This window comes from Nocardioides marmoriginsengisoli, from assembly GCF_003725695.1.
Classification (GTDB): Bacteria; Actinomycetota; Actinomycetes; order Propionibacteriales; family Nocardioidaceae; genus Marmoricola; species Marmoricola marmoriginsengisoli.
The window spans coordinates 675,923-699,941 of sequence record NZ_RJSE01000007.1; the positions used below are offsets into that span (position 1 = coordinate 675,923).

At 70.6% G+C, this 24,019-nt stretch carries 27 protein-coding genes; 25 read left to right on the top strand and 2 right to left on the bottom strand.

Annotated features, from left to right (window positions below):
• The first annotated feature begins 87 nt into the window (after window positions 1-87).
• Both EFK50_RS11770 and EFK50_RS11775 read left to right on the top strand, forming a co-directional pair.
• Window positions 88-831: an SDR family NAD(P)-dependent oxidoreductase gene (locus tag EFK50_RS11770; protein WP_183407786.1), complete on the top strand. Its 744-nt coding sequence runs from the start codon at window positions 88-90 to the stop codon at window positions 829-831.
• A gap of 52 nt (window positions 832-883) precedes the next feature.
• A complete protein-coding gene (locus EFK50_RS11775) occupies window positions 884-1,306 on the top strand; it encodes a VOC family protein (RefSeq protein ID WP_123227739.1) in 423 nt (140 codons plus the stop codon).
• A 40-nt stretch (window positions 1,307-1,346) separates the two neighbouring features.
• Here the strand turns inward: EFK50_RS11775 and EFK50_RS11780 are convergent, their stop codons facing one another.
• On the bottom strand, window positions 1,347-2,042 hold the full coding sequence (locus EFK50_RS11780; protein ID WP_123227740.1) for a TetR/AcrR family transcriptional regulator: 696 nt from the start codon (window positions 2,040-2,042) through the stop codon (window positions 1,347-1,349).
• 160 nt (window positions 2,043-2,202) lie between these two features.
• Between EFK50_RS11780 and EFK50_RS11785 the strand changes: the two genes are divergently transcribed.
• From EFK50_RS11785 to EFK50_RS11855, 15 genes are all read left to right on the top strand, one after another.
• The gene (locus EFK50_RS11785; RefSeq protein ID WP_183407787.1) at window positions 2,203-3,084 is read left to right on the top strand and encodes an SDR family oxidoreductase; all 882 of its coding nucleotides are present in this window, start codon (window positions 2,203-2,205) and stop codon (window positions 3,082-3,084) included.
• A gap of 49 nt (window positions 3,085-3,133) precedes the next feature.
• Window positions 3,134-3,967: an SDR family NAD(P)-dependent oxidoreductase gene (locus EFK50_RS11790; RefSeq protein ID WP_123227742.1), complete on the top strand. Its 834-nt coding sequence runs from the start codon at window positions 3,134-3,136 to the stop codon at window positions 3,965-3,967.
• Between the two features lie 64 nt (window positions 3,968-4,031).
• Entirely contained in the window at window positions 4,032-4,865 is an 834-nt protein-coding gene (locus tag EFK50_RS11795) for a mycofactocin-coupled SDR family oxidoreductase (protein WP_123227743.1), read from the top strand.
• Complete coding sequence (locus tag EFK50_RS11800) at window positions 4,846-5,304, top strand: RidA family protein (RefSeq protein ID WP_123227744.1); 459 nt, start codon at window positions 4,846-4,848, stop codon at window positions 5,302-5,304. Before EFK50_RS11795 ends, EFK50_RS11800 begins: the two co-directional genes overlap by 20 nt.
• Before the next feature lie 10 nt (window positions 5,305-5,314).
• Window positions 5,315-6,535, top strand: a complete 1,221-nt coding sequence (locus tag EFK50_RS11805) for an aminotransferase-like domain-containing protein (protein ID WP_123227745.1) — start codon at window positions 5,315-5,317, stop codon at window positions 6,533-6,535.
• Entirely contained in the window at window positions 6,535-7,500 is a 966-nt protein-coding gene (locus tag EFK50_RS11810) for an SMP-30/gluconolactonase/LRE family protein (protein ID WP_123227746.1), read from the top strand. The genes EFK50_RS11805 and EFK50_RS11810 overlap by 1 nt, the downstream gene beginning before the upstream one ends.
• Window positions 7,493-8,086, top strand: coding sequence for a carboxymuconolactone decarboxylase family protein (locus tag EFK50_RS11815; protein ID WP_123227747.1), 594 nt, complete (start codon window positions 7,493-7,495; stop codon window positions 8,084-8,086). Before EFK50_RS11810 ends, EFK50_RS11815 begins: the two co-directional genes overlap by 8 nt.
• Window positions 8,083-9,192: a hypothetical protein gene (locus EFK50_RS11820; RefSeq protein WP_148046134.1), complete on the top strand. Its 1,110-nt coding sequence runs from the start codon at window positions 8,083-8,085 to the stop codon at window positions 9,190-9,192. Before EFK50_RS11815 ends, EFK50_RS11820 begins: the two co-directional genes overlap by 4 nt.
• A complete protein-coding gene (locus EFK50_RS11825) occupies window positions 9,189-9,725 on the top strand; it encodes a UGSC family (seleno)protein (protein WP_123227749.1) in 537 nt (178 codons plus the stop codon). The genes EFK50_RS11820 and EFK50_RS11825 overlap by 4 nt, the downstream gene beginning before the upstream one ends.
• Window positions 9,722-10,831 carry a zinc-dependent alcohol dehydrogenase gene (locus EFK50_RS11830; protein ID WP_123227750.1) on the top strand — a complete coding sequence of 370 codons (1,110 nt, stop codon included), beginning with the start codon at window positions 9,722-9,724 and terminating at the stop codon, window positions 10,829-10,831. Before EFK50_RS11825 ends, EFK50_RS11830 begins: the two co-directional genes overlap by 4 nt.
• Window positions 10,828-11,250, top strand: a complete 423-nt coding sequence (locus EFK50_RS11835) for an EthD domain-containing protein (RefSeq protein ID WP_123227751.1) — start codon at window positions 10,828-10,830, stop codon at window positions 11,248-11,250. Before EFK50_RS11830 ends, EFK50_RS11835 begins: the two co-directional genes overlap by 4 nt.
• Window positions 11,247-12,089, top strand: coding sequence for an ABC transporter permease (locus EFK50_RS11840; protein ID WP_123227752.1), 843 nt, complete (start codon window positions 11,247-11,249; stop codon window positions 12,087-12,089). Before EFK50_RS11835 ends, EFK50_RS11840 begins: the two co-directional genes overlap by 4 nt.
• Before the next feature lie 40 nt (window positions 12,090-12,129).
• Window positions 12,130-13,224, top strand: a complete 1,095-nt coding sequence (locus EFK50_RS11845; protein ID WP_183407788.1) for an ABC transporter substrate-binding protein — start codon at window positions 12,130-12,132, stop codon at window positions 13,222-13,224.
• Window positions 13,225-13,288: 64 nt separating this feature from the next.
• A complete protein-coding gene (locus EFK50_RS11850; protein WP_221177362.1) occupies window positions 13,289-14,074 on the top strand; it encodes an ABC transporter ATP-binding protein in 786 nt (261 codons plus the stop codon).
• A 32-nt stretch (window positions 14,075-14,106) separates the two neighbouring features.
• The gene (locus EFK50_RS11855) at window positions 14,107-15,741 is read left to right on the top strand and encodes a class I adenylate-forming enzyme family protein (RefSeq protein ID WP_123227755.1); all 1,635 of its coding nucleotides are present in this window, start codon (window positions 14,107-14,109) and stop codon (window positions 15,739-15,741) included.
• Window positions 15,742-15,749: 8 nt separating this feature from the next.
• On the opposite strand, the gene EFK50_RS11860 is transcribed toward EFK50_RS11855, so the two are convergent.
• Window positions 15,750-16,400: a TetR/AcrR family transcriptional regulator gene (locus EFK50_RS11860; protein WP_221177363.1), complete on the bottom strand. Its 651-nt coding sequence runs from the start codon at window positions 16,398-16,400 to the stop codon at window positions 15,750-15,752.
• A 151-nt stretch (window positions 16,401-16,551) separates the two neighbouring features.
• On the opposite strand from EFK50_RS11860, the gene EFK50_RS11865 reads away from it, so the two are divergent.
• From EFK50_RS11865 to EFK50_RS11900, 8 genes are all read left to right on the top strand, one after another.
• Window positions 16,552-18,177 carry a class I adenylate-forming enzyme family protein gene (locus tag EFK50_RS11865; RefSeq protein WP_183407789.1) on the top strand — a complete coding sequence of 542 codons (1,626 nt, stop codon included), beginning with the start codon at window positions 16,552-16,554 and terminating at the stop codon, window positions 18,175-18,177.
• Window positions 18,170-18,892, top strand: coding sequence for an ABC transporter ATP-binding protein (locus EFK50_RS11870; RefSeq protein ID WP_123227758.1), 723 nt, complete (start codon window positions 18,170-18,172; stop codon window positions 18,890-18,892). The genes EFK50_RS11865 and EFK50_RS11870 overlap by 8 nt, the downstream gene beginning before the upstream one ends.
• Complete coding sequence (locus tag EFK50_RS11875; protein WP_123227759.1) at window positions 18,889-19,665, top strand: ABC transporter ATP-binding protein; 777 nt, start codon at window positions 18,889-18,891, stop codon at window positions 19,663-19,665. The genes EFK50_RS11870 and EFK50_RS11875 overlap by 4 nt, the downstream gene beginning before the upstream one ends.
• On the top strand, window positions 19,662-20,879 hold the full coding sequence (locus EFK50_RS11880) for an ABC transporter substrate-binding protein (RefSeq protein ID WP_123227760.1): 1,218 nt from the start codon (window positions 19,662-19,664) through the stop codon (window positions 20,877-20,879). Before EFK50_RS11875 ends, EFK50_RS11880 begins: the two co-directional genes overlap by 4 nt.
• Before the next feature lie 73 nt (window positions 20,880-20,952).
• Window positions 20,953-21,810, top strand: a complete 858-nt coding sequence (locus EFK50_RS11885) for a branched-chain amino acid ABC transporter permease (protein WP_123227761.1) — start codon at window positions 20,953-20,955, stop codon at window positions 21,808-21,810.
• A complete protein-coding gene (locus tag EFK50_RS11890; protein ID WP_148046136.1) occupies window positions 21,803-22,813 on the top strand; it encodes a branched-chain amino acid ABC transporter permease in 1,011 nt (336 codons plus the stop codon). The genes EFK50_RS11885 and EFK50_RS11890 overlap by 8 nt, the downstream gene beginning before the upstream one ends.
• Window positions 22,810-23,202: an SRPBCC family protein gene (locus tag EFK50_RS11895; protein WP_123227763.1), complete on the top strand. Its 393-nt coding sequence runs from the start codon at window positions 22,810-22,812 to the stop codon at window positions 23,200-23,202. Before EFK50_RS11890 ends, EFK50_RS11895 begins: the two co-directional genes overlap by 4 nt.
• Window positions 23,199-24,011: an enoyl-CoA hydratase gene (locus EFK50_RS11900; RefSeq protein ID WP_123227764.1), complete on the top strand. Its 813-nt coding sequence runs from the start codon at window positions 23,199-23,201 to the stop codon at window positions 24,009-24,011. The genes EFK50_RS11895 and EFK50_RS11900 overlap by 4 nt, the downstream gene beginning before the upstream one ends.
• The last annotated feature ends 8 nt before the right edge of the window (window positions 24,012-24,019 follow it).

Consider the following 24,019-nt stretch of genomic DNA (forward strand, 5'->3'; position numbering starts at 1 on the left):
CACTACAGTCGTCAATAGTGAACAACGTTCTTTCTGCTGAACACACGAGGTAGTCATGATTGTTTCAGTCCGGACCAGGGGTGCCCGGTGAGCGCGGCTCCGCTGGTCGTCGTCACCGGTGGCGCGCGCGGGATCGGCCGGGTGCTCGCGGAGAACTGGATCGCGAACGGCGCCCGGGTCGCACTCGCCGACCTGGACGAGGACCAGGCCCGGGCGACCGCGGCCGAGCTCGGGTCCGACGTCGCCTTCGGGGTGGGGTGCGACGTCGGTGACGACGCCTCGGTCCAGGCCGCGATGGAGCAGGTCGCCGCGTGGGGCGGCGGCATCGACTGCCTGGTCAACAACGCCGGCCTGCACCTGATGGCCTGGTCGCGGCCACCGACGGAGATCGACTCGGCCGGCTGGATGTCGATCCTGTCGGTCAACGTCGTCGGCCTGGTCCGGTGTGCCCGCAGTGCGCGGCCCTGGCTGACGCGGTCCGAGAACGCCAGCATCATCAACATCTCGTCGGTCTCCGGCATCGTGCCGCGCGACGTGTACGGCGTCAGCAAGCTCGCGGTCCGCGGCCTCACCACCGCGCTCGCCGCCGAGCTCGCCGTCGACGGGATCCGGGTGAACTGCCTCGCGCCCGGCCCGATGGACACCGAGTCGGCGATGGCCGACCTGCCGAGCAGCCTGCTCGAGGAGTTCATCGCGAACAAGCAGCTGATCCAGCGGCAGGGGCGGACCGGCGACCTCGTCGGCCCCGCGCTCTTCCTGGCTTCCGAGGCCTCCGCGTTCATGACCGGGGAGACCCTCGTCATCGGCGGCGGGTTCCCGCTCCGCATGTGACCGCCACGACCACTCACCTCTCGAAAATCCGTCCCGAAAGGCATTCATCACCATGAGCTGGAACCTGCACCACGTCAATCTTCCCGCGCACGACGTCCGCGCGATGGTCAACTTCTACAGCAGCGTCTTCGGGATGAACGAGGTGCCGTTCCCGTGGTCCGGTGACGGCGACAAGGGCAAGCTCGAGACCGGCGGCGACTTCGTCGCCCTCTTCGAGGACGTCAACGGCCGGCAGATCCACATCTGCAAGCCGACCCCGTCGCTGCCGTGGGACAACGACCTGCGCCTGCACCCGGTCATCAACGGCCACATCGCGCTCCAGGTCGACGACATCCAGGCCGTGATGCGTCGGCTCAAGGAGCAGAACATGCCGTACAACGACGCCGGCAGCTGGTCGTACCGGGGATTCCACCAGCTGTACACCTACGACCCGTCGATGAACGTGGTCGAGGTCAACCAGCGAGTCGAAGACTGAGACCTTGAGCGCCGATCGAGCGGCTGCGCTCCCGTCCGGCTCAGGCCGGCGGGATCTGCAGTGCTTGCGCCCAGAAGGCGGTGACCCGCTCGACACCCTCGTCGAAGTCGAACGGCTCGCCGAGCACGAACCACAGGAAGGCGCAGCGCTCGGTCATCGCTCCCAGGGCGGTCGCGCAGAAGGCGATGTCGACGTGTGCCGGGATGATGCCCTGCTCCTGCCAGATCCGGAAGGCGGACTCGGTGCGCTCCCGGCTGTTCTGGTGGCGGGAGGTCAGCACCAGCCTGGCCTTCTCGTCGCGCATCGCGGCCTCCTCGACCACCGCCCAGAACGCGGCGTTGCGCCGGAAGGCCTCGAAGTACAGGCGGTTGGTGTCGCGGAGACGGTCGTACGGGGCCGCGTCCCGCGGCAGCCGGGTCGGCTCGTCGAAGACCTCGTTCTCGAGCTCGACCAGGAGCAGGTGGAAGACCTCTTCCTTGGAGTCGAAGTAGGTGTAGAAGGAGCCGACCGCGGTCCGGGCGGCCGTCGTGATGTCGGCGACCCGGGTGCGGTGGTAGCCCTGCTTCTCGAAGGCCCGCTTGGCGCCGCGGAGCAGCTGACGACGGGTGCGGAGGCCCTGCTTGGTCAGGCCCCCGGGGTCCCGGCCGCGGCTTGTTCCGGCGGCCTTCTCCGGCGTCGGAGGAGCAGTCCCTGCGAGAGGGGAGCCCGTCGTTGACTCCTCCGGATCCGCGGCCATGGTCGCAACCTATCTGGTGGTCGTTGGTGGTCATCGACAGTCTCAACAACATTGAATAGGAATTCAAGATCTGAACACTTGCTCAACATATGAATCTATGTTCAACTTGGCCTCACCATCAGCTGTGGTGCTCGCCACACGGACAAACAGGGAGAACGAAGTGGACCAGCGCGTTGTGCTCATCACCGGAGCGTCTCGAGGATTCGGCGAGGTCGCCGCCCGGGAACTGGCACGCCGAGGGCACCGGGTCATTGCGTCCATGCGCAAGCCGGAGGTCGACGGCGAGAAGGTGCGCGCCGGCTACGAGGACCTGATGACGACGGTCAGCCTGGACGTCACCGACCCGGCGGCGGTGAACGCGGTGGTCTCGTCGATCGTCGCCGAGCACGGCCGGATCGACGCGGTCGTCAACAACGCCGGCTACGGCCTGTACGGCGCCGTCGAGGACCTCAGCGAGGAGGAGCTGTTCCAGCAGTTCAACACGAACTTCATGGGTGAGTGGCGGGTCTGCAAGGCCGTCGTCCCGCACATGCGCGCCGCCGGCGGCGGCACGATCGTCAACGTCAGCTCGCTCGGCGCGCGCTTCGTGGCTCCGCTCACCGGGATGTACTCGGCGACCAAGGCGGCGATCGAGGCCATGTCCGAGGCGCTGCGCTACGAGGTCGACCGGTTCAACATCAAGGTCACCATGCTCGAGCCGGGCATGTACAAGAGCGACTGGGCGACCACCTCGCTCGCGGTGTGCGACGCGCTCAGCGCCGGCACCAGCCCGTACCAGGAGTCGGCCGAGAAGGCGCTCGACGCCTTCCGGGTGATGGCCGAGACCCGGCCCGGTCCGGAGGCCGTCGGCATGGTGATGGCGGACATGGTCGAGCTCCAGCAGAACCCGCCGGTGCGGATCCCGATCGGCGAGGACGCGTTCCGGCTGACCATGGCGCGGACCTTCGCCTCCGACGACGCCTGGGAGAAGTCCATGAAGACCGGGCCGTTCTTCGACGGCGTCGTCGCCCCCGAGGCCGGACCCGGGTTCGCCGGCTACTGAGCGGCCGCCGTGCAGGTGCCCCCACCCTTCGTCAGATCCGAGGTGAACGATGAGTGAGTTCGAGAGCAAAGTAGTGATGATCGCGGGAGGCGCCCGCGGCATCGGGCGCGCGATCGCGACGTCGCTGGCCGGAGCCGGAGCGCAGATCGTCCTGGTCGACGCGCCGGCCCCGATGCAGACGCTCGGCTACCCGTTGCCGGACGCCGACGCCCTGGAGTCCGCCGTCGCGGAGATCCGGGCCGCCGGCGGCACCTGCACCGGGTACGAGCTCGACGTCCGCGACCGTCCGCGGGTCGCCGAGACCGTGCAGCGCTGCATCGCCGAGGCGGGACGCATCGACATGCTCGTCAACTGCGCCGGCGTCGGCAGCGTCTCCGACGCGGGGGAGATGGACGACCTCACCTGGTCGGAGGTCGTCGACACCAACCTGAACGGTTTCTACAACCTGGTCCGTGCGGTGACGGCGCACATGACGGCGCGCGGCTCCGGGAACATCGTGGCCGTGGTGGGCGACTCCGCCCGCCGCGGCGCGGCCGGCCTGTCGCACGTGAGCGCCGCCGGCTGGGCGACGATCGGGCTGGCCAAGTCGCTCGCCCTGGAGACCGCTGATGCCGGGGTCGCGGTGAACGTCCTCAGCCTCGGCCCGGTCGACACCGAGCTGTCCTCGTCGGCGGAGTTCCGCTCCGCGGTCGCCGACCTGCGGCACGTCGTACACGGACAGGACGCCATCGAGGCGATGGGCCGGCGGCACCCGAACTGCGAGCCGTGGGTCCCGATGGAGGACGTCGTCCGCGCGGCGCGGTTCCTCCTCGGCGGCGGTACGTCGATGACCGGGTCGGTGCTGGACGTCTCGGCGGGGCTGAGCGCCCTGAACTCGTCATGACGCCGTACTTCTGCGGAGCGGGCTCCGCTGCGACGTACTCCAGCCAATCCAGTGAGGGGAAGAGATGACCGAGCCAGTTGACCGGGTGGTGCTCGTCACCGGCGGCGCGAAGGGTCAGGGCCGCAACCACGCCCTCGCCTTCGCGCGCCAGGGTGCACGGGTCGGCGTGATGGACATCTGCCGCCAGTTCCCGGGTTCCGCGCCGATGGCCACCGAGGAGGACCTGGCGACGACCCAGAAGCTGCTCGGCGAGGCCGGTGCGGACTCCTTCGCCCTGGTGGGCGACACCCGCAGCAGCGCGGACATGCGCCGGTTCGTCGACACCGCCGTCGAGCGCTGGGGACGCGTCGACGTCTTCGTCGCCAACGCCGGTGTCGCCAGCTTCGGGCCGGTCGTGGAGATGACCGACCCGATGTGGGACGACGTCGTCTCGACCAACCTGGACGGCGTCGCGACGTCGATCCGGGCGGTGATCCCGACGATGGTGGCCCAGCGTTCCGGACGGATCATCGCGACCTCGTCCTCGGTGGCCCGCGAGGGCGGCCCGAACAACGCCAACTACGCCGCCTCGAAGTGGGGCGTGATCGGCTTCGTGAAGTCGGTGGCGATCGAGCTGGCGCCGCTGGGGATCACCGTCAACGCGTTCTCGCCGATGTCGGTCTCCACCGACATGTGCCACAACGAGGCGACCTACAAGCTGTTCCGCCCGGACCTGGCGGATCCGCAGGAGGACGACGTCCGCGAGACCTTCGCCGGGTTGAACCCGATGCACGTCCCGTGGCTGGAGCTCGAGGACGCGACGGCGGGGGTGCTCTACCTCGCCTCGGAAGGCGCGCGGTACGTCACCGGCGCCGCTCTCGACGTGGCGGGTGGCTGGAATGCCTACCACGGCGCCTAGGTCCGACCCGGCCCGCGTGTCGCCGGTGGCGACCGCCGGCCGGGCCGCGATCAGCGACGTGTCGGGGCTGGCGAGCCTGGGCCAGACCCACGCCGTACGGGTCGGGCGCCAGGTCTTCATCTCGGGCCAGCTCGGCCTCGGCGAGGACGGCCGACTGGTCGGTGCCGACGACTGCTACGCCCAGTCGGTGCAGTGCTTCCGCAACGTCGAGGCGATCCTGCGGGCGGCCGGCGGGCAGCTGACCGACGTGGTCAAGCTCGTCTGCTACCTGACCGACCAGGCGAACGCCAAGGCGTACGCCGAGGCCCGCGGCACCTTCCTCGACCAGCTCCCCGCGACCACGGCCGTGGTGGTGCAGGAGCTGCTCCTTCCCGGCGCGCTGCTCGAGCTCGACGTCACCGCCGTCCTTCCCGATCCCGACCACACCCCTGAATCTTGAGAGGCCCTCGATGACCCGCACGATCGACGATCTCGTCTCCGCCGAAGTCTCCGGCGGACCGCCGATGTTCTTCCCGCAGCCGGAGGAGCCGATCCACTACAACTTCGACCAGGGGAATCCGGCGACGGAGACCTTCCCGCTCGACGAGCTGGCCGCCATCGAGGCGGACGTGCGCCGCGAGATCGGCGGACCGAGCTTCGACTACTTCGACGCCGACACCGGCTACGAGGAGCTGGTCTACGGCTGGCGCGGCCTGCGCGGCGTCCTCGCCGACCGGTTCGCCGCGCGCGACGGGGTGGAGCTCGACCCGATGAACGTGATCCTGACCTCGGGATCGGTGCACGGGATCGCCCTGGTCGCCCGGGCGTTCCTCGACCCGGGCGACGTGGTCCTGGTCGAGGCCGCGACGTTCCCGTACGCCGTCCGCTTCTTCGAGGCCGCCGGTGCCGAGGTCGTGACCGTCCCCGTCGACTCCGAGGGCATGCGCGTCGACCTGCTGGAGCAGGAGATCGCGAACCTGCGCGCTGCCGGCCGCCGTCCGAAGCTGATCTACACGATCCCGACGTTCCAGCTGCCGACCGGGACCTGCATGCCGCTGGAGCGGCGTCGCCAGCTGGTCGCGCTCGCCCAGCGCGAGCGGATCATGGTGCACGAGGACAACGTCTACGCGCAGCTGCGCTACGACGGCGAGTACCTGCCGACGCTCTTCAGCCTCGACGACCAGGGCATCGTCATCCAGTCGGACAGCTTCAGCAAGACCGTCGCGCCTGCCCTGCGCCTCGGCTGGGTGCTGGGTTCCGAGCAGGCGATCGCGGCGGTGGCGGCGGTGCGCCAGGACCTCGGCGTGAACCAGTTCCACGCCCGGGTGATGGCCCGGTACACCGAGTCCGGCCAGCTGGACCGGCACATCGAGCAGATCCGGGAGGTGTACCGCGCCAAGCGGGACACCGCGGTGAAGGCGCTGCGCGAGTACTGCGGCGCGTGGGTCGACTTCGAGGTCCCGCAGGGCTCGTTCTTCCTGTGGCTGCGGATCTCCGAGCAGGTCGACTGGGAGCTGGCGGCGAAGAAGGTCGCCGAGGAAGGCGTCTTCTGCCGGCCGGGAGAGCGCTTCTCCGGCGACGCCTCCGGGCAGCGCTACCTGCGGATGGCGTACAGCAACGTCTCCACCGACATCATCGCCCAGGGTGTCGAAGCCCTCGGCCGCGCTCTCGACGCAGGCGCCCGACGCTGATGCCGACCGCGAAGAGCAGCGCCACCGGGCGCCCGGACCTGGACCTCGAGACCGAGGTCCGGGTCGAGGGGCTGCTCTTCCCGGAAGGCCCGGTCGTGCTCCCGTCCGGGGACCTGGTGGTCTGCGAGCTGGCCGGACGGCGGGTCACCCGGATCGATGCCCGGGGCGGCAAGCGCACGCTGGCGACCTTCGCGGGCTCGCCCAACGGTCAGGTGGTGGCCCCGGACGGGTCGCTCTGGGTCTGCGACAACGGCGGCCGCTGGGTCGCCGAGTCGGCGGCGGACCTTCGTGAGGGTCCGGGGGACCAGCCGGGCCTGCTCTGGCGGCTCACCCTGGACGGCGACCTGGCGCCGCTGCTGACCGAGATCGACGGCCGGCCGCTGACCTCTCCCAACGACCTCTGCCTGGACGGCGACGGCGGCCTCTGGTTCACCGACCCGGTCTGGCCGGACGCCGACGGCCAGGTGTCCGCCGGGAAGATCGGCTACCGCGCCGCCGACGGTCGCGCGCACTACGAGCACGAGGGCCTGCGCTTCCCGAACGGTCTCGCCGTCACCGCGGCGGGTGACGCCCTGATCGTGGCCGAGTCGTACACCTCCTGGCTGCACCGCTTCCCGATCCTCGGCCCGGGCCGGCTGGGTCAGCCGGAGCCGTTCGCGTTCCTCGGCGAGGGCACCCTGCCCGACGGGCTCTGCTTCGACTCCGCCGGGCGGGTGATCGTCGCGGGCGCCGGCACCGGGTGCGTCGTGGTGTTCACCGCGGACGGCGAGGACCTCGGCCGGATCCCGTTCGGCAACGACGTCACCAACGTCTGCTTCGGCGGCAGCGACCTGCGCACGCTCTTCGTCACCGAGGTGGGGCTGGGACGGGTCAGCACGGTCCGCTGGGACGTGCCCGGGCTGCCGATGCCCTACCAGCTGGGTTGGGCACCGCGGGACGCGGAGGCGGTGAGCACCGATGCCTAGGATCCAGCCGGTCGCCGACGAGCTCCTGGACCGGAACCATGCCGACCTGCTCGCCACCATCCGCGGCGCGTACGGTTCCGAGCCGTCCAGCTTCGCGCTGCTCGCGCACGTCCCCGGACTGCTCGAGGCCGTCGGCGACCTCAGCGAGGCGGTGATGGGACCGGGACGGATCGACGCCGGCCTGAAGTGGATGGTCGCCCACGTGGCCAGTCTCTCCGCGGGCTGCCAGTACTGCTCGGCGCACACCGGCTACCACGCCGCCCACGCCGCCGGCGTCCGCGAGGAGAAGGTCGCCGCGCTCTGGGACTTCGCGACCGATCCGCTGTTCTCGCGCGCCGAACGGGCCGCGCTGAACCTGGCGCTGGGCGCGGCGCACAGCCCCAACGCCACCACCGACGCCGACTTCGACGAGCTGCGCGCCTCCTTCACCGACGGCCAGATCGCCGAGCAGGTGGCGGTGGTCGCGCTCTTCGGCCTCTTCAACCGCTGGAACGACACCTTGAAGCCCGAGCTGGAGGACGCGCCCCTCCGGTTCGCGGAGCAGACCGGGGCGTACGCGGGGCGCAACGAAGGGAGATCGCGATGAGGACGACGATGACGATCGCGGCTGACGACCTGCAGTCGCACTTCTACGACCAGGGCTGGACCGACGGGCTGCCGATCGTCGCGCCGACCGCCGCCGCGGTCGAAGCGATGCTGGCCGGAGGCGGGGTCGCCGCCGACGAGGTGCTCGGCGCGATCCCCGCGCACGGCGTGACGATGGACGCCGAGCACGCGGCCACCGCGGCCGTGATGGCCGGGTGCGTCCCGGAGTACTTCCCGATCGTGCTGGCCGCGGTCGGAGCGACGCTCGATCCGCTGTTCAACCTGCAGGTCGCCTGCACCAGCACCGGTGGTCCGGCGCTCTGCACGATCGTCAGCGGTCCGCTGGCCGCGGAGCTCGCGATGAATGCCGAGCACAACGCGCTCGCCTCGGGCAACCGGGCGAACGCGACCATCGGCCGAGCGGTCAGGTTCGCCGCGGTCAACCTGCTGCGGACCCAGGTCGACGGGACCGACGGGTCGTCGATCGGCAACCCCGGCAAGTACACCTTCTGCTTCGCCGAGCGTCCGGTGACCGGGTGGTCGTCGCTGCGCGAGGACCTCGGGTACGCCGAGGAGGACACCACCGTGACGGTCGCGCCGACGACCGGACCGATCCAGGTCGGAAACCACCTCACCGCGGAGCCGGACGCGATCGCCGCGAGCCTGGCGGCGGCGATGCGGATGCCGTCGCTGTTCACCACCGGCAAAGGTGGCGCGCAGTTCGTGATCGCGCTCGGGGTCGAGCACGAGGCGGCGTTCCGCGACAACGGCTGGACCCGGGCGGACCTGCGGGCTCGGCTGCGCGAGGGCAGCCGGATCCGGGTCGACGAGCTCCGGGCGGCGGGCATCGTGATCGAGGAGGGCACCCACCACGACATGAGCGCGGACGCGGACGGCTACCTCCGGACGGTCGCGGCCGACGCCGACATCCACGTGGTCTCCGCGGGCGGTGCCGGGGCCGGCTGGTCCGCGGTGATCCCGTCCTGGGCGCCCCGGCAGCACGCCCAGATCGCCACCCGCCGGGTGCGGGTCAAGGGCGAGGAGCTGCCCGACTGCGGCCCGGATTCCTGTGCGATCGACCCGACGGCGATGGAGGGACGGCTATGAGCGAGCTGACGGTACTGAGCCCGGTCGCCGAGCAACCGGACGACGAGGCACGTGCCGAGCTCGCGCCCCGCGGGGAGCTCGCCGGCCTGCGCCTGACCGTGATCGAGAACGGGAAGCCGCGGGCGCACGAGCTCCTCGGCGCGCTCGCCGCCGGGCTGAAGGAGCGGCACGGGTTGGCCGCGGTCACGATCTTCTCCAAGCCGGGCGCGTCCCAGCCCGTCAGCGACGAGACCGTCCAGGAGCTGGCGGCCGGCGGCGACGTCTTCCTCACCGGCCTCGGCGACTGCGGCGGGTGCTCGGCGTGCAGCCTGCAGGACGCGCTGCTGATGGAGCGCGCCGGTCGCCCGGCCACGGTGCTGATCTCGGATCCCTTCCAGGGCCGGATCGCGTCGTACGCCGCCAAGCTCGGTGCTCCGGGCTACGGAGTCGTGGTCGCGCCGCACCCGGTCGCCACCCGGTCGGCGGAGTTCCTCGCCGACCTGGCCGAGCAGCTCGTCGACGGCGTCGCCCGCAACCTCGGCAGGCTGCCATGAGCCCGTCCGAGCAGGTGCGCGCCGCGGTCCTCACCGGCCCCGGTGCGATCGAGCTCCAGACCTTCCCCCGGCCGCCGACGGATGCCGACTCGGCGCTGCTCCTGGTCGAGGCGAACGGCATCTGCGGCACCGACGTGCACTTCCGCGGCGACGGGGCCGACGTCCCGCGCATCCTCGGGCACGAGGTCGTCGGCCGCATCCTCGAGATCGGCGACCTCGCCCGCGAGCGCTGGGGCGTCGAGGCGGGGGACCGGGTCGCGGTCGAGGCCGGGATCGCCTGCGGGACCTGCCGCTCCTGCCTGGATGGCTTCGCCCAGACCTGCGCCGCCCGGCTCGGTTACGGGTCCAACGTCACCACCGACGTCGCCCCCGCCCTCTGGGGCGGCCTGAGCGAGCTGATGCACCTGGCCCCCGGGTCGGTGCTGACCAAGGTCGACGACGCAGTCGGTGCCGACGTCGCCGCCGGCTGGTTCAGCCCGCTGGCCAACGCGGTCGACTGGACCGGCGAGACCGGGGGCAGCGTCCAGCCGGGTCAGACCGTGCTGGTCCTCGGCCCCGGTCCCCAGGGGCTGGCGATCTGCCTCGCCGCGAAGGCTCGCGGAGCCGGGCAGGTGATCCTGGTCGGTCTTGCCCGTGACCGGCACCGCCTGGACGCCGGCACCAGCCTCGGTGCCGACGTGGTCGTCGAGGCCGACGTCGAGTCGGTGCTCGAGGTCGTCGCCGCCCGGACGAACGGTGCGATGGCCGACGTGGTGCTCGACGTGTCGGGCAACCGGGAGAGCGCGCGCACGGCGGCCCTCGCGGTGCGTCCGCGCGGGACGATCGTGGCGGCCAGCCCGATCAACACCACCGACGACGTGGGCCTGCCGCTGCGCGACCTGATCTGGAAGCAGGTGCGCTGGCAGGGCGTCCTGTCCAACCGTCCGAGCGCGGCCCCGGCGGCCGCCGTACTCCTGGCGGCGCACGCCGAGCAGCTGGCGCCGCTGGTCACGCACCGCTTCGACCTTGCCGCCGCCGATCAGGCGATCGACGTCGTCGCCGGAGTCGACCCCGCAGCCGCGGCGATCAAGGTCGTCGTCTGTCCGAACGGAGTTCCGTCGTCATGATCAAGATGAGATTCGGGTGGCGCGACCGCCCCGGCATGACCGCCGAGGAGTGCGAGGCGCACTACCGGAGCGTGCACATGGAGCTGGCCCGCGCCGGGTTCGACGGCGTCGACGGCTTCATCGCGGTCGCGTACGAGCGGGTGCGCAGTGCTGCCGTCAACGACTTCAACCGCCCGGAGCGGCGCGAGGTCGTCCCGGACTTCGACGCCTTCTGCGAGCTGTACTTCCGCGACGCCACGAGCATGCAGGCGGCGTTCGCGCGGCCGCAGCTGGCGGCGATGTTCGAGGACCACGTCAACTTCATGGACACCGAGATCGAGTCCAACGTCCGGATCTACGAGGTCGAGGAGACCGTCTTCTTCGGCGCCCGCCCGGACCCCACGTCGTCCGCAAGTCAGTCTGAGAGGACAGTTCCGTGAGCACCAAGACCGTCTCCGCACTCACCGACGGCGCGTCGAAGCGCTCGGGGCGTTCGAGCCGATCGGTTCAACGCCTGCAGAGCGCGGCGGTGACCACCGTCGCGGTCACGATCGTCGGCGTCCTGCTGGTGATGAGCTGGCAGTGGACCTACGACCGCGAGCTGATGTCGAACATCGTGCTGCCCTCGCCGATGCAGACCTGGGACGCGTTCCGGGCCGGCGTCCTGGAGTCGGACCTCTACTGGCCGCACATCTGGGCGACCACCTTGGCGACGCTGATCGCGGTGGCGATCGGCCTCGGCATCGGGGTCGCGGCCGGGGCCCTGTTCGCGTTCGTGCCGCTGGCCCGGCGGACGCTGTACCCGTTCGTGCTGATCGGGCTGTCGTTCCCGAAGATCGCGGTCGCGCCGCTCTTCGTGCTCTGGTTCGGCTACGGCATGTCCTCGAAGGTCGCGGTCGGCGCCTCGATCGCGTTCTTCCCGGTGCTGGCCAACACGGCGGCCGGCCTGCGCGAGGTCAACCGCGACGAGATCGAGCTCTTCGAGTCCAACCGGGCGACGGTCTGGCAGCAGTTCCGGCTGCTGCGGGTGCCGCGGGCGCTGGCCTTCATCCTCCCGTCGCTGGACCTGGCGATCGTCGGGGCGCTGCTCGGCGTGATCGCGGGCGAGTTCGTCGCGTCCGGCGAGGGCCTCGGCTTCCTGGTCCTCCAGTTCTCCCAGATGGGCGATGCCCCGGGAGTCTTCGCGGCCCTGTTCTGCATGGCGATCATCGGCCTGCTGATGAAGGCGCTCGCGGTCGCCCTCGTCCAGCTCGGTCCCAAAAATGTCACACCCAACTGACTTCCCGGGGAGTCACGGCAACACCTGCGAAAGGAAAAGTATGTTCAAGAAGAAGATGTACGTAGCGGGCCTGGTTGTAGGGCTCCTCGTCACGACCGCCGCGTGCGGGGGTGACGACGAGAAGGGCGCGGACGGCAAGTCGCTCACGAAGATCGTCCAGGTCAACGCTGACCCGGGCCTCGGCGCGACGACCGCGTTCCACTCCTCGGTCCCCGAGAAGCTCGGGTACTTCAAGGAAGAGGGCCTCTCGGTCGAGACCCGCGGTGTGCAGGGTGCTGACGCCGCTGCCGCCATGGTGCAGTCCGGTCAGGCGGACATCGTCCAGGCCGGCGGCCCCGCGATGGTGCAGTTCGCCGGTGACAAGGACGACAGCCTGGTGGCCGTCTACCTGAACAAGTCGCACTCGTTCCGGTTCGTCGTACCCGAGGACAGCGACATCAAGACCGCCGCCGACCTCAAGGGCGCCACCATCGGCGTGCTCGCGATGGCCGGTCCGATGATCCAGTACGGCAAGGCCGTCGTCAGCCAGGGCGGGCTCGACCCGGAGAAGGACGTCAAGTTCCTGCCGGTGGGCCTCGGCACCCAGGCCGCGGCCGCGTTCGAGAAGGGCCAGATCCAGGCGTACGCCGGTGCCGACTCGTTCAACTCGGTGATCGGCCAGCTGACCGGTCAGACGATGCGGGTGATCTCGGTCCCCTCGGACACCCTGCCGGCGTTCGGCGGCTGGCTGGTGCGCCGCGAGATGATCGAGAAGAACCCCGAGGCGATCATCGGCTTCATCAGGGCGACCCTGAAGGGCCTGACGTTCGCGAACGCCAACCCCGAGGCCGCGGTGAAGATCCACTGGGAGCGCTACCCGACGTCCAAGGCGGCTGACGGTGACAAGCCCGAGGTCCTCGCGCAGTGGGCAGCCACGATCAAGGAGCGGATCGACCTGGCCTACCTCGGCAAGGGCCCCGACGGCTTCTACGGTACGGCGGACGAGAAGGACCTGGCCGGGTCGCTGCAGTTCCAGGTCGACGCGGGGATCCTCCCGAAGATGCCGGACCTGAAGCAGCTGGTCGACCTTGAGTTCGCCAAGCAGTACAACGACTTCGACGAGAGCGGACCGCTCGACTCGGCGAAGAACTACTGAGACAAGAGGATCCAGAGAAATGACGACAGCCACAGTCGCTCGGGCCAGCATCAGCGTTCGGGGCGTGAGCAAGAGCTTCGAGATTCCGCGGGAAGCACCCTTCCTGGCCTTGAAGGAGGCATCGATCGAGGTCGAGCCGGGCGAGTTCCTCGCGCTGGTCGGCCCGAGCGGCTGTGGCAAGTCGACCCTGCTCCGGATGATCGCCGGTCTGCTGAAGCCGACCGAGGGCGAGATCTGGGTCGGGGACCGGCAGATCACCAGGCCGCAGGAGGACTTCAGCATCGTCTTCCAGAGTCCGCGGCTGCTGCCGTGGAAGACGGTCCTGGAGAACGTGATGCTTCCGCTCGCACTCGGGCGCGGCAAGAAGGTGCCCAAGGCGGAGGCCAAGGCGCGCGCCCAGGAGCTGCTCGAGCTGGTCCAGCTCGAGGGCTTCGGGGGACGCTTCCCCTCCGAGCTCTCCGGCGGCATGCAGCAGCGGGTCTCGATCGCCCGCTCGCTGGTCAACTCGGCGAACGTGCTGCTGATGGACGAACCGTTCGGAGCGCTCGACGCGTTCACCCGCGAACGGCTGAACGAGGAGCTGCTCCGGATCTGGTCCGCGACCGGCAGGACGATCATCTTCGTCACCCACGACATGGACGAGGCCGTCTTCCTCGCCGACCGGGTGGCCGTGATGGGCAAGGAACCGGGCCGGATCGTCGACGTCGTCGACATCCCGCTGGCCCGGCCCCGCAACGCGGAGTCGCGTACCTCCGAGGAGTTCTTCGGGTCGGTACGGCGGCTGCGCCAGACCTTGTCCACGGGAGTCGGCGTGGATGCCGGCGGAGCGGGCGCGCACCGCGCCGAGTGACCTCGGCCGGCCGGTCGCGGAGAGGGTGAGCCATGCAGCCCACGCAACGCCTGCGGGACGCGATGTCCCGGGTGCCCGTCTGGGAGTCGCTGGACCAGGCGATCCGGAGCCATGCCGCGACCCGGCCCGACGACTGGGCGTACATCGAACCGGCCGGACGGCTCAGCTGGGCGGCGTACGACGGCTACGTCACGCTGATCGCCGCGGCCCTGGTGGACGCCGGCATCGAGCCGGGCGAACGGGTCGCCCTCTGGATCCCGGACGGCGTCCTGGTGCACGCCGCGCTGTCGGCCGCCCTGCGCGCGGGCGTGGTCGCGGTCGGGATCGGCGCTCGTTCCGGTGAGCGCGAGGTCCGGCACCTGCTGTCCCGGACGGAGGCGACGACGCTGCTCACGGTGCCGTCGATCGGGCAGGTCGGGACCCGGGAGGTCTTCGACCGAGTCGCCGCGGACCTGCCGCGGCTGACCCGCTACCTCGACCTTCCGGGCATCGTGCCCGCGCCCGTCGGCGAGGTGCGCTCGGCAGGGGACCGGGACGCGCTGGCCGGGGCGGAGCAGCGGATCGCGGGTCGTCGCCGGCCGGTGGACGCGCTGTCGATCATCAACTCCACCTCGGGGACGACCGGGCTGCCGAAGTGCGTGGCGCACGACGAGCGTCGCTGGCTGATGTACCACGAGTACTCGGTGGACTGCGGCGACCTCAGCACCGAGGACGTCTGCCTCAGCGTGGTGCCGGCACCGTTCGGGTTCGGCCTCTGGACGGCGCACTTCACGCCGACGCTGCTCGGGGCGCCGACGGTGGTGCTTCCGAGGTTCGACCCGCGGGCCACCCTCCAACTGCTCCAGGACGAGCGGGTCACGGTGTTCATGGCGGTGTCGACCCAGTTCGTGATGATGCTCGGCCAGCCGGACTTCGACGACTACGACCTCTCCGCGCTCCGGGTGATGTTCACCGGAGGCGAGGCAGTGCCGCGGCACAAGGCCGAGGAGTTCGAGCGCCGAACCGGGGCCGTCATCCTCAACATGTACGGCTCGAACGAGAGCGGCGTGCTGAGCTACACCACCACCGACGACCCGCCCGAGCGCCGGCACACGACCGCGGGCCGGTTGATCCCGGAGGTGGAGGTGCGGTTGTTCGACGCCGACCGGAACGAGATCGACTTCGGGTCCGGGCCCGGGCAGCCGGGCCTGATCGGGACGGTCCGCTCGCGCGGCTACTACCAGGACGACGAGGCGAACCGCGCCCTGTACACCGAGGACGGCTGGATGCTGATGGGGGACCTCGTCACCATCGACGCCGAGGGCTACCTCCAGGTGGTCGGTCGGACCTCGGACTTCATCATCCGCGGCGGCAAGAACATCAGCGCACCGGCGGTCGAGGAGCTCGTCAGCGAGGTCCCGGGGGTGCTTCGGGCGGCGGCGGTCGCCGTACCGGACGAGGTGTTCGGCGAGCGGGTGTGCGTCTACGTGATCCCGGCCGGTGCGCCGGTCACCCTCGACGCCGTACGCCGGCACCTCGCCGACCAGGGTGTGAGCAAGGAGTGGCTGCCCGAGTACCTGGTGCTCGTCGAGGAGCTGCCGGTCTCCGAGGGCGGCAAGCTCGCCAAGGGCGCCCTGCGCGCCGATGCCCGGCGCCGGCGGGACGACGGCGAGCTGGTGCTCTCCTGAGCCCTCGCTCAGGCAGCGCCGACGCCGAGGAGGCGCATCGCCCACTCCCCGTAGTGGAACACCAGACCGTCCTCGCCGGTCGACCTGTCCTCCTCGTACCAGGCGGCGACACCGATGCCCATGTCGATCAGCGCGCAGGAGGCGAGGTGGACGGACGCGACGTTGAACTCACCGGCGTCGACCCCTTCCCGGATCAGCTCCCGGAACCGCCGCTCGTAGCTCGAGCTGCGTTCGAGCACCTCGGCCAGCGCTTCGGGGTCCAGGCTGCGCGTCTCCCGGGTCCCGATGAACGCCTCGTACTTGTGCCGCGCGTGGAAGCGGACGTGCGCCTCGAACGCCCGGCGCAGCCGGATCGTCGGCGACTGGCTCGACCGGATCGCCTCGTCGAAACCCTCGGTGAGCGAGTCCAGCGTCCGGACGATGATCTCGCGCAGCAGCTGGTTCTTCGAGCCGACGTGGTTGTAGATGCTCGGTGCCCGGATCCCCAGCTCGTCGGCGATGTGGGCCATCGTCGTCGCCTGGTAGCCGTTGGTCGCGAACAGCCGGAGCGCGACGGCACGGATCTCGTCGGTCCGATCGGCGCCCCGCGGGGCGGCCTTCGCGCCGACCGAACCGCGTCCGCTCATCGGTCCGGGAATGCGCTCTGTCTCTGAGTTCACGAGCGCAGACTAACGGCCATTCGTCGCGCTAGCCAAGTCACGAGGACAAGTTTTCCACTTATTTCACGAAGCCCTTGACAAGTCGCGGACCCGATCCGTTAGGTTTCGTGTCGTTCAAACTAATGACCATTAGTTCAAGGGGTTGGTTCCAGTGCTCAGGCTCTTCGATGTCCTGCGGAACAACGCCAGGCATCTTCCCGACCACCCTGCGGTGGTCATGGGCGCGGAGCGGGTCTCCTACGGCGAGCTCCTCGGCCGAGCCGTGGCGTTGCGGGCCGGGATGGCCGAGCGCGGGCTGGAGCCGGGTGACCGGGTCGCCGTGATGTCCCGGCATGCGGTCGACTTCGTCGCGCTCTACTTCGCGACCGCCGCCTCCGGCATCACGATGGTCCCGCTGAGCTACTGGCACCGCGAGGGCGAGCAGCGCGAGGTGCTCGCCATCGCCCGCCCCGACCTGGTCGTCTGCGAGCGCGAGTTCGAGGCGCAGGTCGCCGGGCTCGCCGCCGAGGTCGGCGCACCGGTGGTCGTGGTCGAGGACGGCCGGCACGGTGACGACGAGGTCTCGCCGCCCTGGACCGCCCTGTACGGCGAGGTGCCGGCGGGTGCGGACCCGGACGCCCGGCCGCTGGTCGCGGGCCACCCGCACATGATGATCTTCACCTCGGGGACGACCGGCACCCCCAAGGGCGCGCTGCTCTCCGAGGCGCGGACCGTCGAGAGCGCCTACGGGATGTCGCTGGCCCTCGGCCTGCGCCGCGACGACGTCTACATCGACTGCTTCCGAACCTTCCACTCCGGGTCCTGGGACCACCTGAAGCTGTACTTCCTCGTCGGTGCCTCGATCGTGCTGATCCGGGACTTCGACGCTGCCGTGGTGGTGGAGAAGATCCAGCGCGAACGGGTCACCGTAGTGCTCGCCGGCGGCACCATGCTCCGGCTCTTCATGGACAGCGCGCCGTTCGCCGGAGCGGATCTCAGCTCGCTGCGGCTGGTCTACGCCGGCGCCTACGCGGACGGCACCGGCCTGGCCGACGAGTTCATGGGACGGCTGCGCGAGCACAACCCGGAGGTGGCGTTCGCGGCCACCTACGGGCTCACCGAGTTCGGGCCGTACGTGACCCTGATGACGCCGGACGAGGTCGCGCTCAACCCGGCCGCCGTCGGCCGGCCGATCCCCGGCGTCCGGGTGGAGCTGGTCGACGACGACGGAAACCTGGTGCCGCGCGGAACCGCCGGCGAGGTGGTCGCGTTCGGTCCGTCCTTCGACGGCTACCTGGACCGTCCCGAGGAGACCGCGGAGTCGCGGCTGGCGGGCGGGCTGCGGACCGGAGACATCGCGATCGAGGACGAGCACGGCTTCCTGGTCCTGGTCGACCGGAAGAAGGACATCGTCCGTTCCGGTGCGCACAACATCTTCTCCGCCCAGGTCGAGACCGGCCTGGCCGGGCACGAGGCCGTCGCCGAGGTGGCCGTCGTCGGGGTGCCCGATCCGGTGCTCGTGGAGACGGTCTGCGCCGTGGTCGTCCTGGCCGGTGCCTTCGCGGACGCGGATCCGTCAGAGGTCGCATCCTCGATCCAGGAGCGGGTCCGGTCGCAGCTGGCCGGCTACAACGTGCCCAAGTTCGTGGTCGCGGTGGACGCGCTCCCGCGCAACTCCAACGGCAAGGTGCTCAAGCGGGAGCTCCGCGAGGCGCTCCGGGACCTGGCGACGACCGGGGAACCCGACGTCGCGGCGGTGAAGCCGCGGTGGATCAGCAGGGGCGAGCACGATGACTGAGCCGGTCCTGGAGCTGAGCGGGGTCACCAAGGACTTCGCGGGGGTGCGGGCCGTGGACGCGGTCAGCTGCGCGCTCGCCGCCGGCGAGGTGACCGGGTTCATCGGTCCGAACGGGGCCGGCAAGTCGACGATGATCAACCTGGCGTCGGGACTCCTCCGGCCGACCCAGGGATCGATCCGGCTCCGCGGCGCCAACGTGACCCGTACGTCGATGGCCCGTCGGGCCCGGCTCGGCATCCGCCGGTCGTTCCAGCACCCGCACCTGCTCGCCGGGGCGACCGTCGACTCGATGCTGCGGCTGGCCGCGTCCGCACCGCGCTCCGGCGGCATCCGCGACCGGAAGGCGGTCGCGGACCGCTTCGGCCTCGGCGACCGTCTCGACCAGGTCGTCACCGACCTGCCGTACGGGCACCAGAAGCTCCTCAACCTGGCGATGCTCTGGGTCGGCCGCGCGGTGGTCGTGCTGCTCGACGAGCCGTACGCCGGCGTCGGACCCGAGCACCGCGACGCGGTCACCGAGGCGATCCGGACGATGGCCGGCGACGGGGCCGCGGTCGCACTGGTCGAGCACAACCTCGAGATCGTCTCGTCCCTCGCGCCGACCAGCGTCGTCCTCGACCTGGGTGCAGTGATCTTCACCGGTGCGACCCAGGACGCGTTGCGCGACGAACGGGTGCTGACGGCGTACCTGGGCTCCGCGGAGGAGACGGCATGAGCGAGTCGCTGCTGACCGTGGAGTCCCTCGTCGCCGGCTACCACGGGTCACGGGTCATCGACGACGTCTCGTTCTCGGTCGGCCCGGGCGAGGGCCTGGGCGTGGTCGGCGCCAACGGTGCCGGCAAGTCCACGCTGCTGCGGACGATCTCCGGACTGGTGGCGCCCGCCTCCGGGCGGATCCTGCTGGAGGGCCGCGACATCACCAGGCTCAGCCCGGACCGGATCGCCCGCGCCGGGGTGCTGCACGTCCCCGAGGGCCGCCGGGTCTTCAGCGGCCTGACCGTGCACGAGAACCTGCGCACGGGGACCATCGCCGGTGCCGCGCGGGCCGGGTCCTCGGCCGACCCGTACGACGCGGTCCTGGATCTCTTCCCGCGCCTGCGCGAGCGCCTGAACCAGCAGGCGCAGACGATGTCCGGCGGCGAGCAGCAGATGCTCGCCATCGCCCGTGCCCTGATGGGCCGGCCGTCGGTGCTGCTGGTCGACGAGCCGGCGATGGGCCTGGCCCCGGTCGTCGTGAAGCGCGTCGCGGAGCACCTCAGGACGATCCGGGAGCACTGGGGTGTGGCGTTGGTCGTGGCCGAGCAGTCCGCGAACAACGTCGACGGAATCGTCGGCGGTCACCAGCTCCTGGTGGACGGCCGGCTGCGGGAGGTCGACTCGGGCGGGTCCGACCGCGCCAACCTGCTCGCCGCCTACCGGGCGGCCGGCGCAGATGTTCCAACAACCGCGCGATCCGGTCGCGCCCTCACCGATGGGAAGAACGAATGAGAGTCAGGTCAATCGCGTGGGTGGCGGGCGCCGCCCTCGCAGTCACGGGTCTAGCGGCGTGCGGTGAAGACAGCGGATCCTCCGACGGCTCGGAGCTCGTGATCGGTGAGGTCGCTGAGCTCACCGGAGCCGCCGAGGCGGTCGGCGGTCCGCAGCACAACGCGATCAAGCTCGCCGTGGACGAGATCAACGCCGCTGGCGGCATCCGGATCGGCGACAAGAAGGTCCGGATCAAGCTGCGTACCGAGGACACCAAGTCGGACCCGACCGTCGGCGTGACGGCGGTGCAGAAGCTCCTCACCAAGGACGGCGTGCACTACCTGGTCGGCAGCCTCAGCGGTGCCGTCGCCAGCGCCTACCTGCCGGTGATCAAGGACCGCAAGGACATCATCGACATCGTCGTCGGAGCGGCGAACCCGGGGCTGAACGAGAACATCTCGGTCTACCGCCCGCGGGCCGACGCCTTCCAGTCGGTCGACGCCGAGGTGACCCTCGCGCTCGAGACGGCCGGCGAGCTCGGCACCGACAACATCGCGGTGCTGTCGGACAAGAAGCTGCAGTCCAACGCGGTCGCGGTTCCGAAGATCGTCGACGCGATCAAGGCGGCCGGGAAGACGGTCGTCGGACCGGTCGACTTCGAGATGGGCGCCACCCAGTTCAGCTCGCAGATCGCGGCGCTGAAGCGGGCCGGCAACAAGGTCGCCCTGTTCCAGGGGTACGGCACCGACCTGATGACCTTCGTGAAGCAGGCCCGTGCGCAGGGGTACGACGGCACGGTGGTCGCCGCGTCCGGTGCCACCGCCGACCAGGTCAAGCAGGCCGACGTGTCGGCCGACGCCCTGAAGAACGTCTTCGACATCGGCACCGCCTTCCCGGCCGACCTGGTCGCGCTCAAGCTGAACGCGGAAGCGGCGCAGAAGTTCGCGGACGCCTACGAGAAGGAGTTCGGCGCCCCGCCGGGCTACACCTCGGCGAGCGCCTACGGCGGTGTCCACATCCTCGCGGCCGCCCTGGAGAAGGCCGGCACGACGACCGACTACGCCAAGGTCCGCGAGGCCCTGGACGACCTCACCGTCGCCGACGTCCCCGAGCTCGCGGAGAAGGTCGTGCCCCAGGAGGGCGACCGGATCTTCAAGGACCACCAGGCGTACTTCTCCCTGGTCCTGCGCGCGTGGGACGGCGCCGCCTGGACCACGGTCAAGGCGATCGGCTGACCCTGCTGCCGACGACAGGGGCGGCCCTCGCCGCCCCTGTCGCCGACACCCCTTCCCCACGAACGGAGGACCTATGCAAGAGCTGCTCAACGGCGTGGCTCAGGGCACGGTCTACGCGCTCATCGCAGCCGGCCTGGTGCTGATCTTCGGCGTCGTCCGGGTGCCGCACTTCGCGCACGGCGAATCAGTGATGGTCTCCGGGATGATGACCTGCTGGGCCGTGACCAGCCTGCACCTACCGGTGCTCCTCGGCGCGGCCGTAGGTGTCGCCGCCTCGGTCGGCTACGGACTCTTCCTCTGCTTCGCCGTGTACTGGCCGATGCGGAACCACCCGGAGTGGAACCTGCTGGCCTCCTCGCTCGGCGCGGTGGTGATCACCCAGACCGCGGCGATCGCGATCTGGACGAGCACGCCGCGGGTCACTCCCGGCGGCGTCAGCGGCTCGTTCGAGATCGGCGACGCGATCATCCCGTGGAGCTGGGCCGTCCTGGCCGCGATCAGCGCCGCGGTCATCGGCGCCACCGCGCTCCTCGTCTCACGGACCACCGCCGGCGTCTCGATGAAGGCGATGGCCGCCGATGCCGAGACCGCCCAGCTGATGGGCATCCCGGTCCGCAAGAACTGGGCGATCGCGTTCGCGGTGGGCTCGGCCCTCGCGGGGGTCGCCGGCAGCGTCTACAGCACGGTCTTCCCGGTCTCCACGACGCTCGGCCTGGACGTCACCTTCTCGGCACTGGTGGTGATCATCCTGGCCGGCATCGGCTCGGTGGCCCACGTGCTCTGGGGAGGAGTCCTGCTCGGGGTCGTCGAAGCCGTCGCCGGCACGGTCTTCCCCGGCGGCTACCAGGACAGCATGGTCTTCCTCTTCATGCTCGTCGTGCTGGTGGCCCGGCCGAACGGGCTCTTCGGGTTGGAGCGCGCCCGTGACTAGGTTCCTTCCGTGGGCCGCCCTGGTGGCCGGGCTCGGCATCCTCGGCACCGGCAGCCCCTACCTGCTCACCCTCGCCGCGACCTCGGCGCTGGCGATCATGGTCGCGATCGCGCTGAACGTCTCGATGGGCCTGGGCGGCTCGGTCAACCTGGGGGTCGGGGTGTTCTACGGCTGCGGCGCGTACGGCGCGGCGCTGCTCAACACCAAGCAGGGCTATTCGCTCGGCGCCTCGCTCGTGGTCGCCGTCGCGATCGCGGTCGTGGTCTCGCTGATCGTCGGACCGCTCCTGCTGCGGACCCGCAGCCTCTACTTCGCGATCTCGACGCTGGCGCTGAACGGCATCTTCGTCGACATCGTGGCGAGCAACGACGACCTCGGCGGCGAGCTCGGCATCCCGGGGATCACCCGCCCCGGTCCGCTGCCGTTCTTCGGCGAGGACGGCGACCCCGGGTCGCTGCGGACGATGTACCTGTTGATCTGCGTCGCCCTGGTGGCGGTCCTGGCCGTGTTCGCGGCGATCCGCGGCCACCGGGTCGGGCGCACCCTCGAGGCGATCCGGGAGGACGAGCTGCTCTGCCAGTCGCTCGGCTACACGACGCTCGGCTACCGGGTGTTCGCGTTCACGGTGACGGCCGGGCTCGCGGCGGTCGCCGGGGTGTTCTACGCGTTCGTCATCCAGTACGTGAACCCCGGCCCGTTCTCGTTCCTGACCAGCTCCTTCCAGGCGTTCGTCATCGTGGCGGTCGGGGGAGCGGCCCGGACCTGGGGGCCGATCCTGGCCGGGATCGTCCTGGTCGCCGGTCCGAGCTTCCTGGAGTTCTCGGCCACGACCAACCAGTACGTCTACGGCGGGGTCCTCCTCGCCATCGTGATCTTCCTCCCCGGCGGACTCGCCGCCGGGGTGGACCGGCTGGCGCGCGGAGGCGCAGCGACAACGTCGTCGCTGCGCCGCACGCTGGCACGTCTCAAGCACACCCGTGAATCAGAAGGAGAGTTGTCATGACGTCCACTCGCACCCACCGCACCGTGTCCGCGACGCCCGACGAGGTCTGGGCGATCCTGTCGGACTGGGCCAAGGTCGGTGACTGGTTCCCCGGGATCGCCGACTGCGTGGTCGACGGCGAGACCCGCACCCTGACCCTCGGCAACGGCGCGACGATCGTCGAGACGATCACCCAGGTCGACCCGGAGCTGCGCCGGCTGGAGTACGAGGTCACCGGCGGCGACATCCAGGTCGACGCCCACCGCGCCACCCTCGACGTCCTCGACGTCGGCGGCAGCACCGTCGTGGTCAGCTCGGTCTACGCCGCCCCCGCCTCCCGGCTCAAGATCTTCGCCGGCACGCTCGAGCCCGCGCTCGACGGTCTGGAGAAGGTTCTCGGTCGCTCATGACCGGCCTGGTGGTGTCGGACCCGACGACCTCCGGCGGCGTCCGGCGGATCCGGCTCGATCGGCCCGACGCGCGGAACGCGCAGAGCCCGGCGCTGCTCTACGACCTGGACCGGGCTCTCCTCGAGGCCGCGCAGGACCCGGCGACGAAGGTGATCGTGCTGTCCGGGAACGGACCGCACTTCTCCTCCGGGCACGACCTGCGTGACCCGAGCCGTCCGGAGCCGGGCAGCACCGTCGGGACCTGGGGCGAGTTCGAGGCCCCCGGCTGCGAGGGCCGGCTCGCCGTCGAGGAGGAGCTGTACCTCGGGCTCTGCCGCCGGTGGCGGGAGATCCCGAAGCCCACCATCGCCCAGGTGCACGGCAAGGTGATGGCCGCGGGCCTGATGCTGGCCTGGGTCTGCGACCTGATCGTGGCCGCCGACGACACCGAGTTCCTGGACCCGGTGGTGGCCTTCGGGATGCCGGGCGTCGAGTACTTCCTGCACCCCTGGGAGCTCGGCCCGCGCCGGGCCAAGCACATGCTCTTCACCGGCGAGCCGGTGTCCGCCCGGGACGCCCTCGCCCTGGGCATGGTCTCCGACGTGGCGCCGGTCGACGAGCTGGAGGGCCGGGTGGACGCGCTGGCCGAGCGGATAGGCCGGCAGCCGCTGATGGCGCTCAAGCTCGCCAAGCTCTCGGTCAACGCGATGGTCGACGCCCAGGGCCAGCGCGCCGCGGTCGACCAGGCCTTCGCGCTGCACCAGCTCGGCCACGCGCACAACCAGGAGCTCTTCGGGTTCCCGATGGACCCGACCAACCTGCGATCGTGAAAGGAATC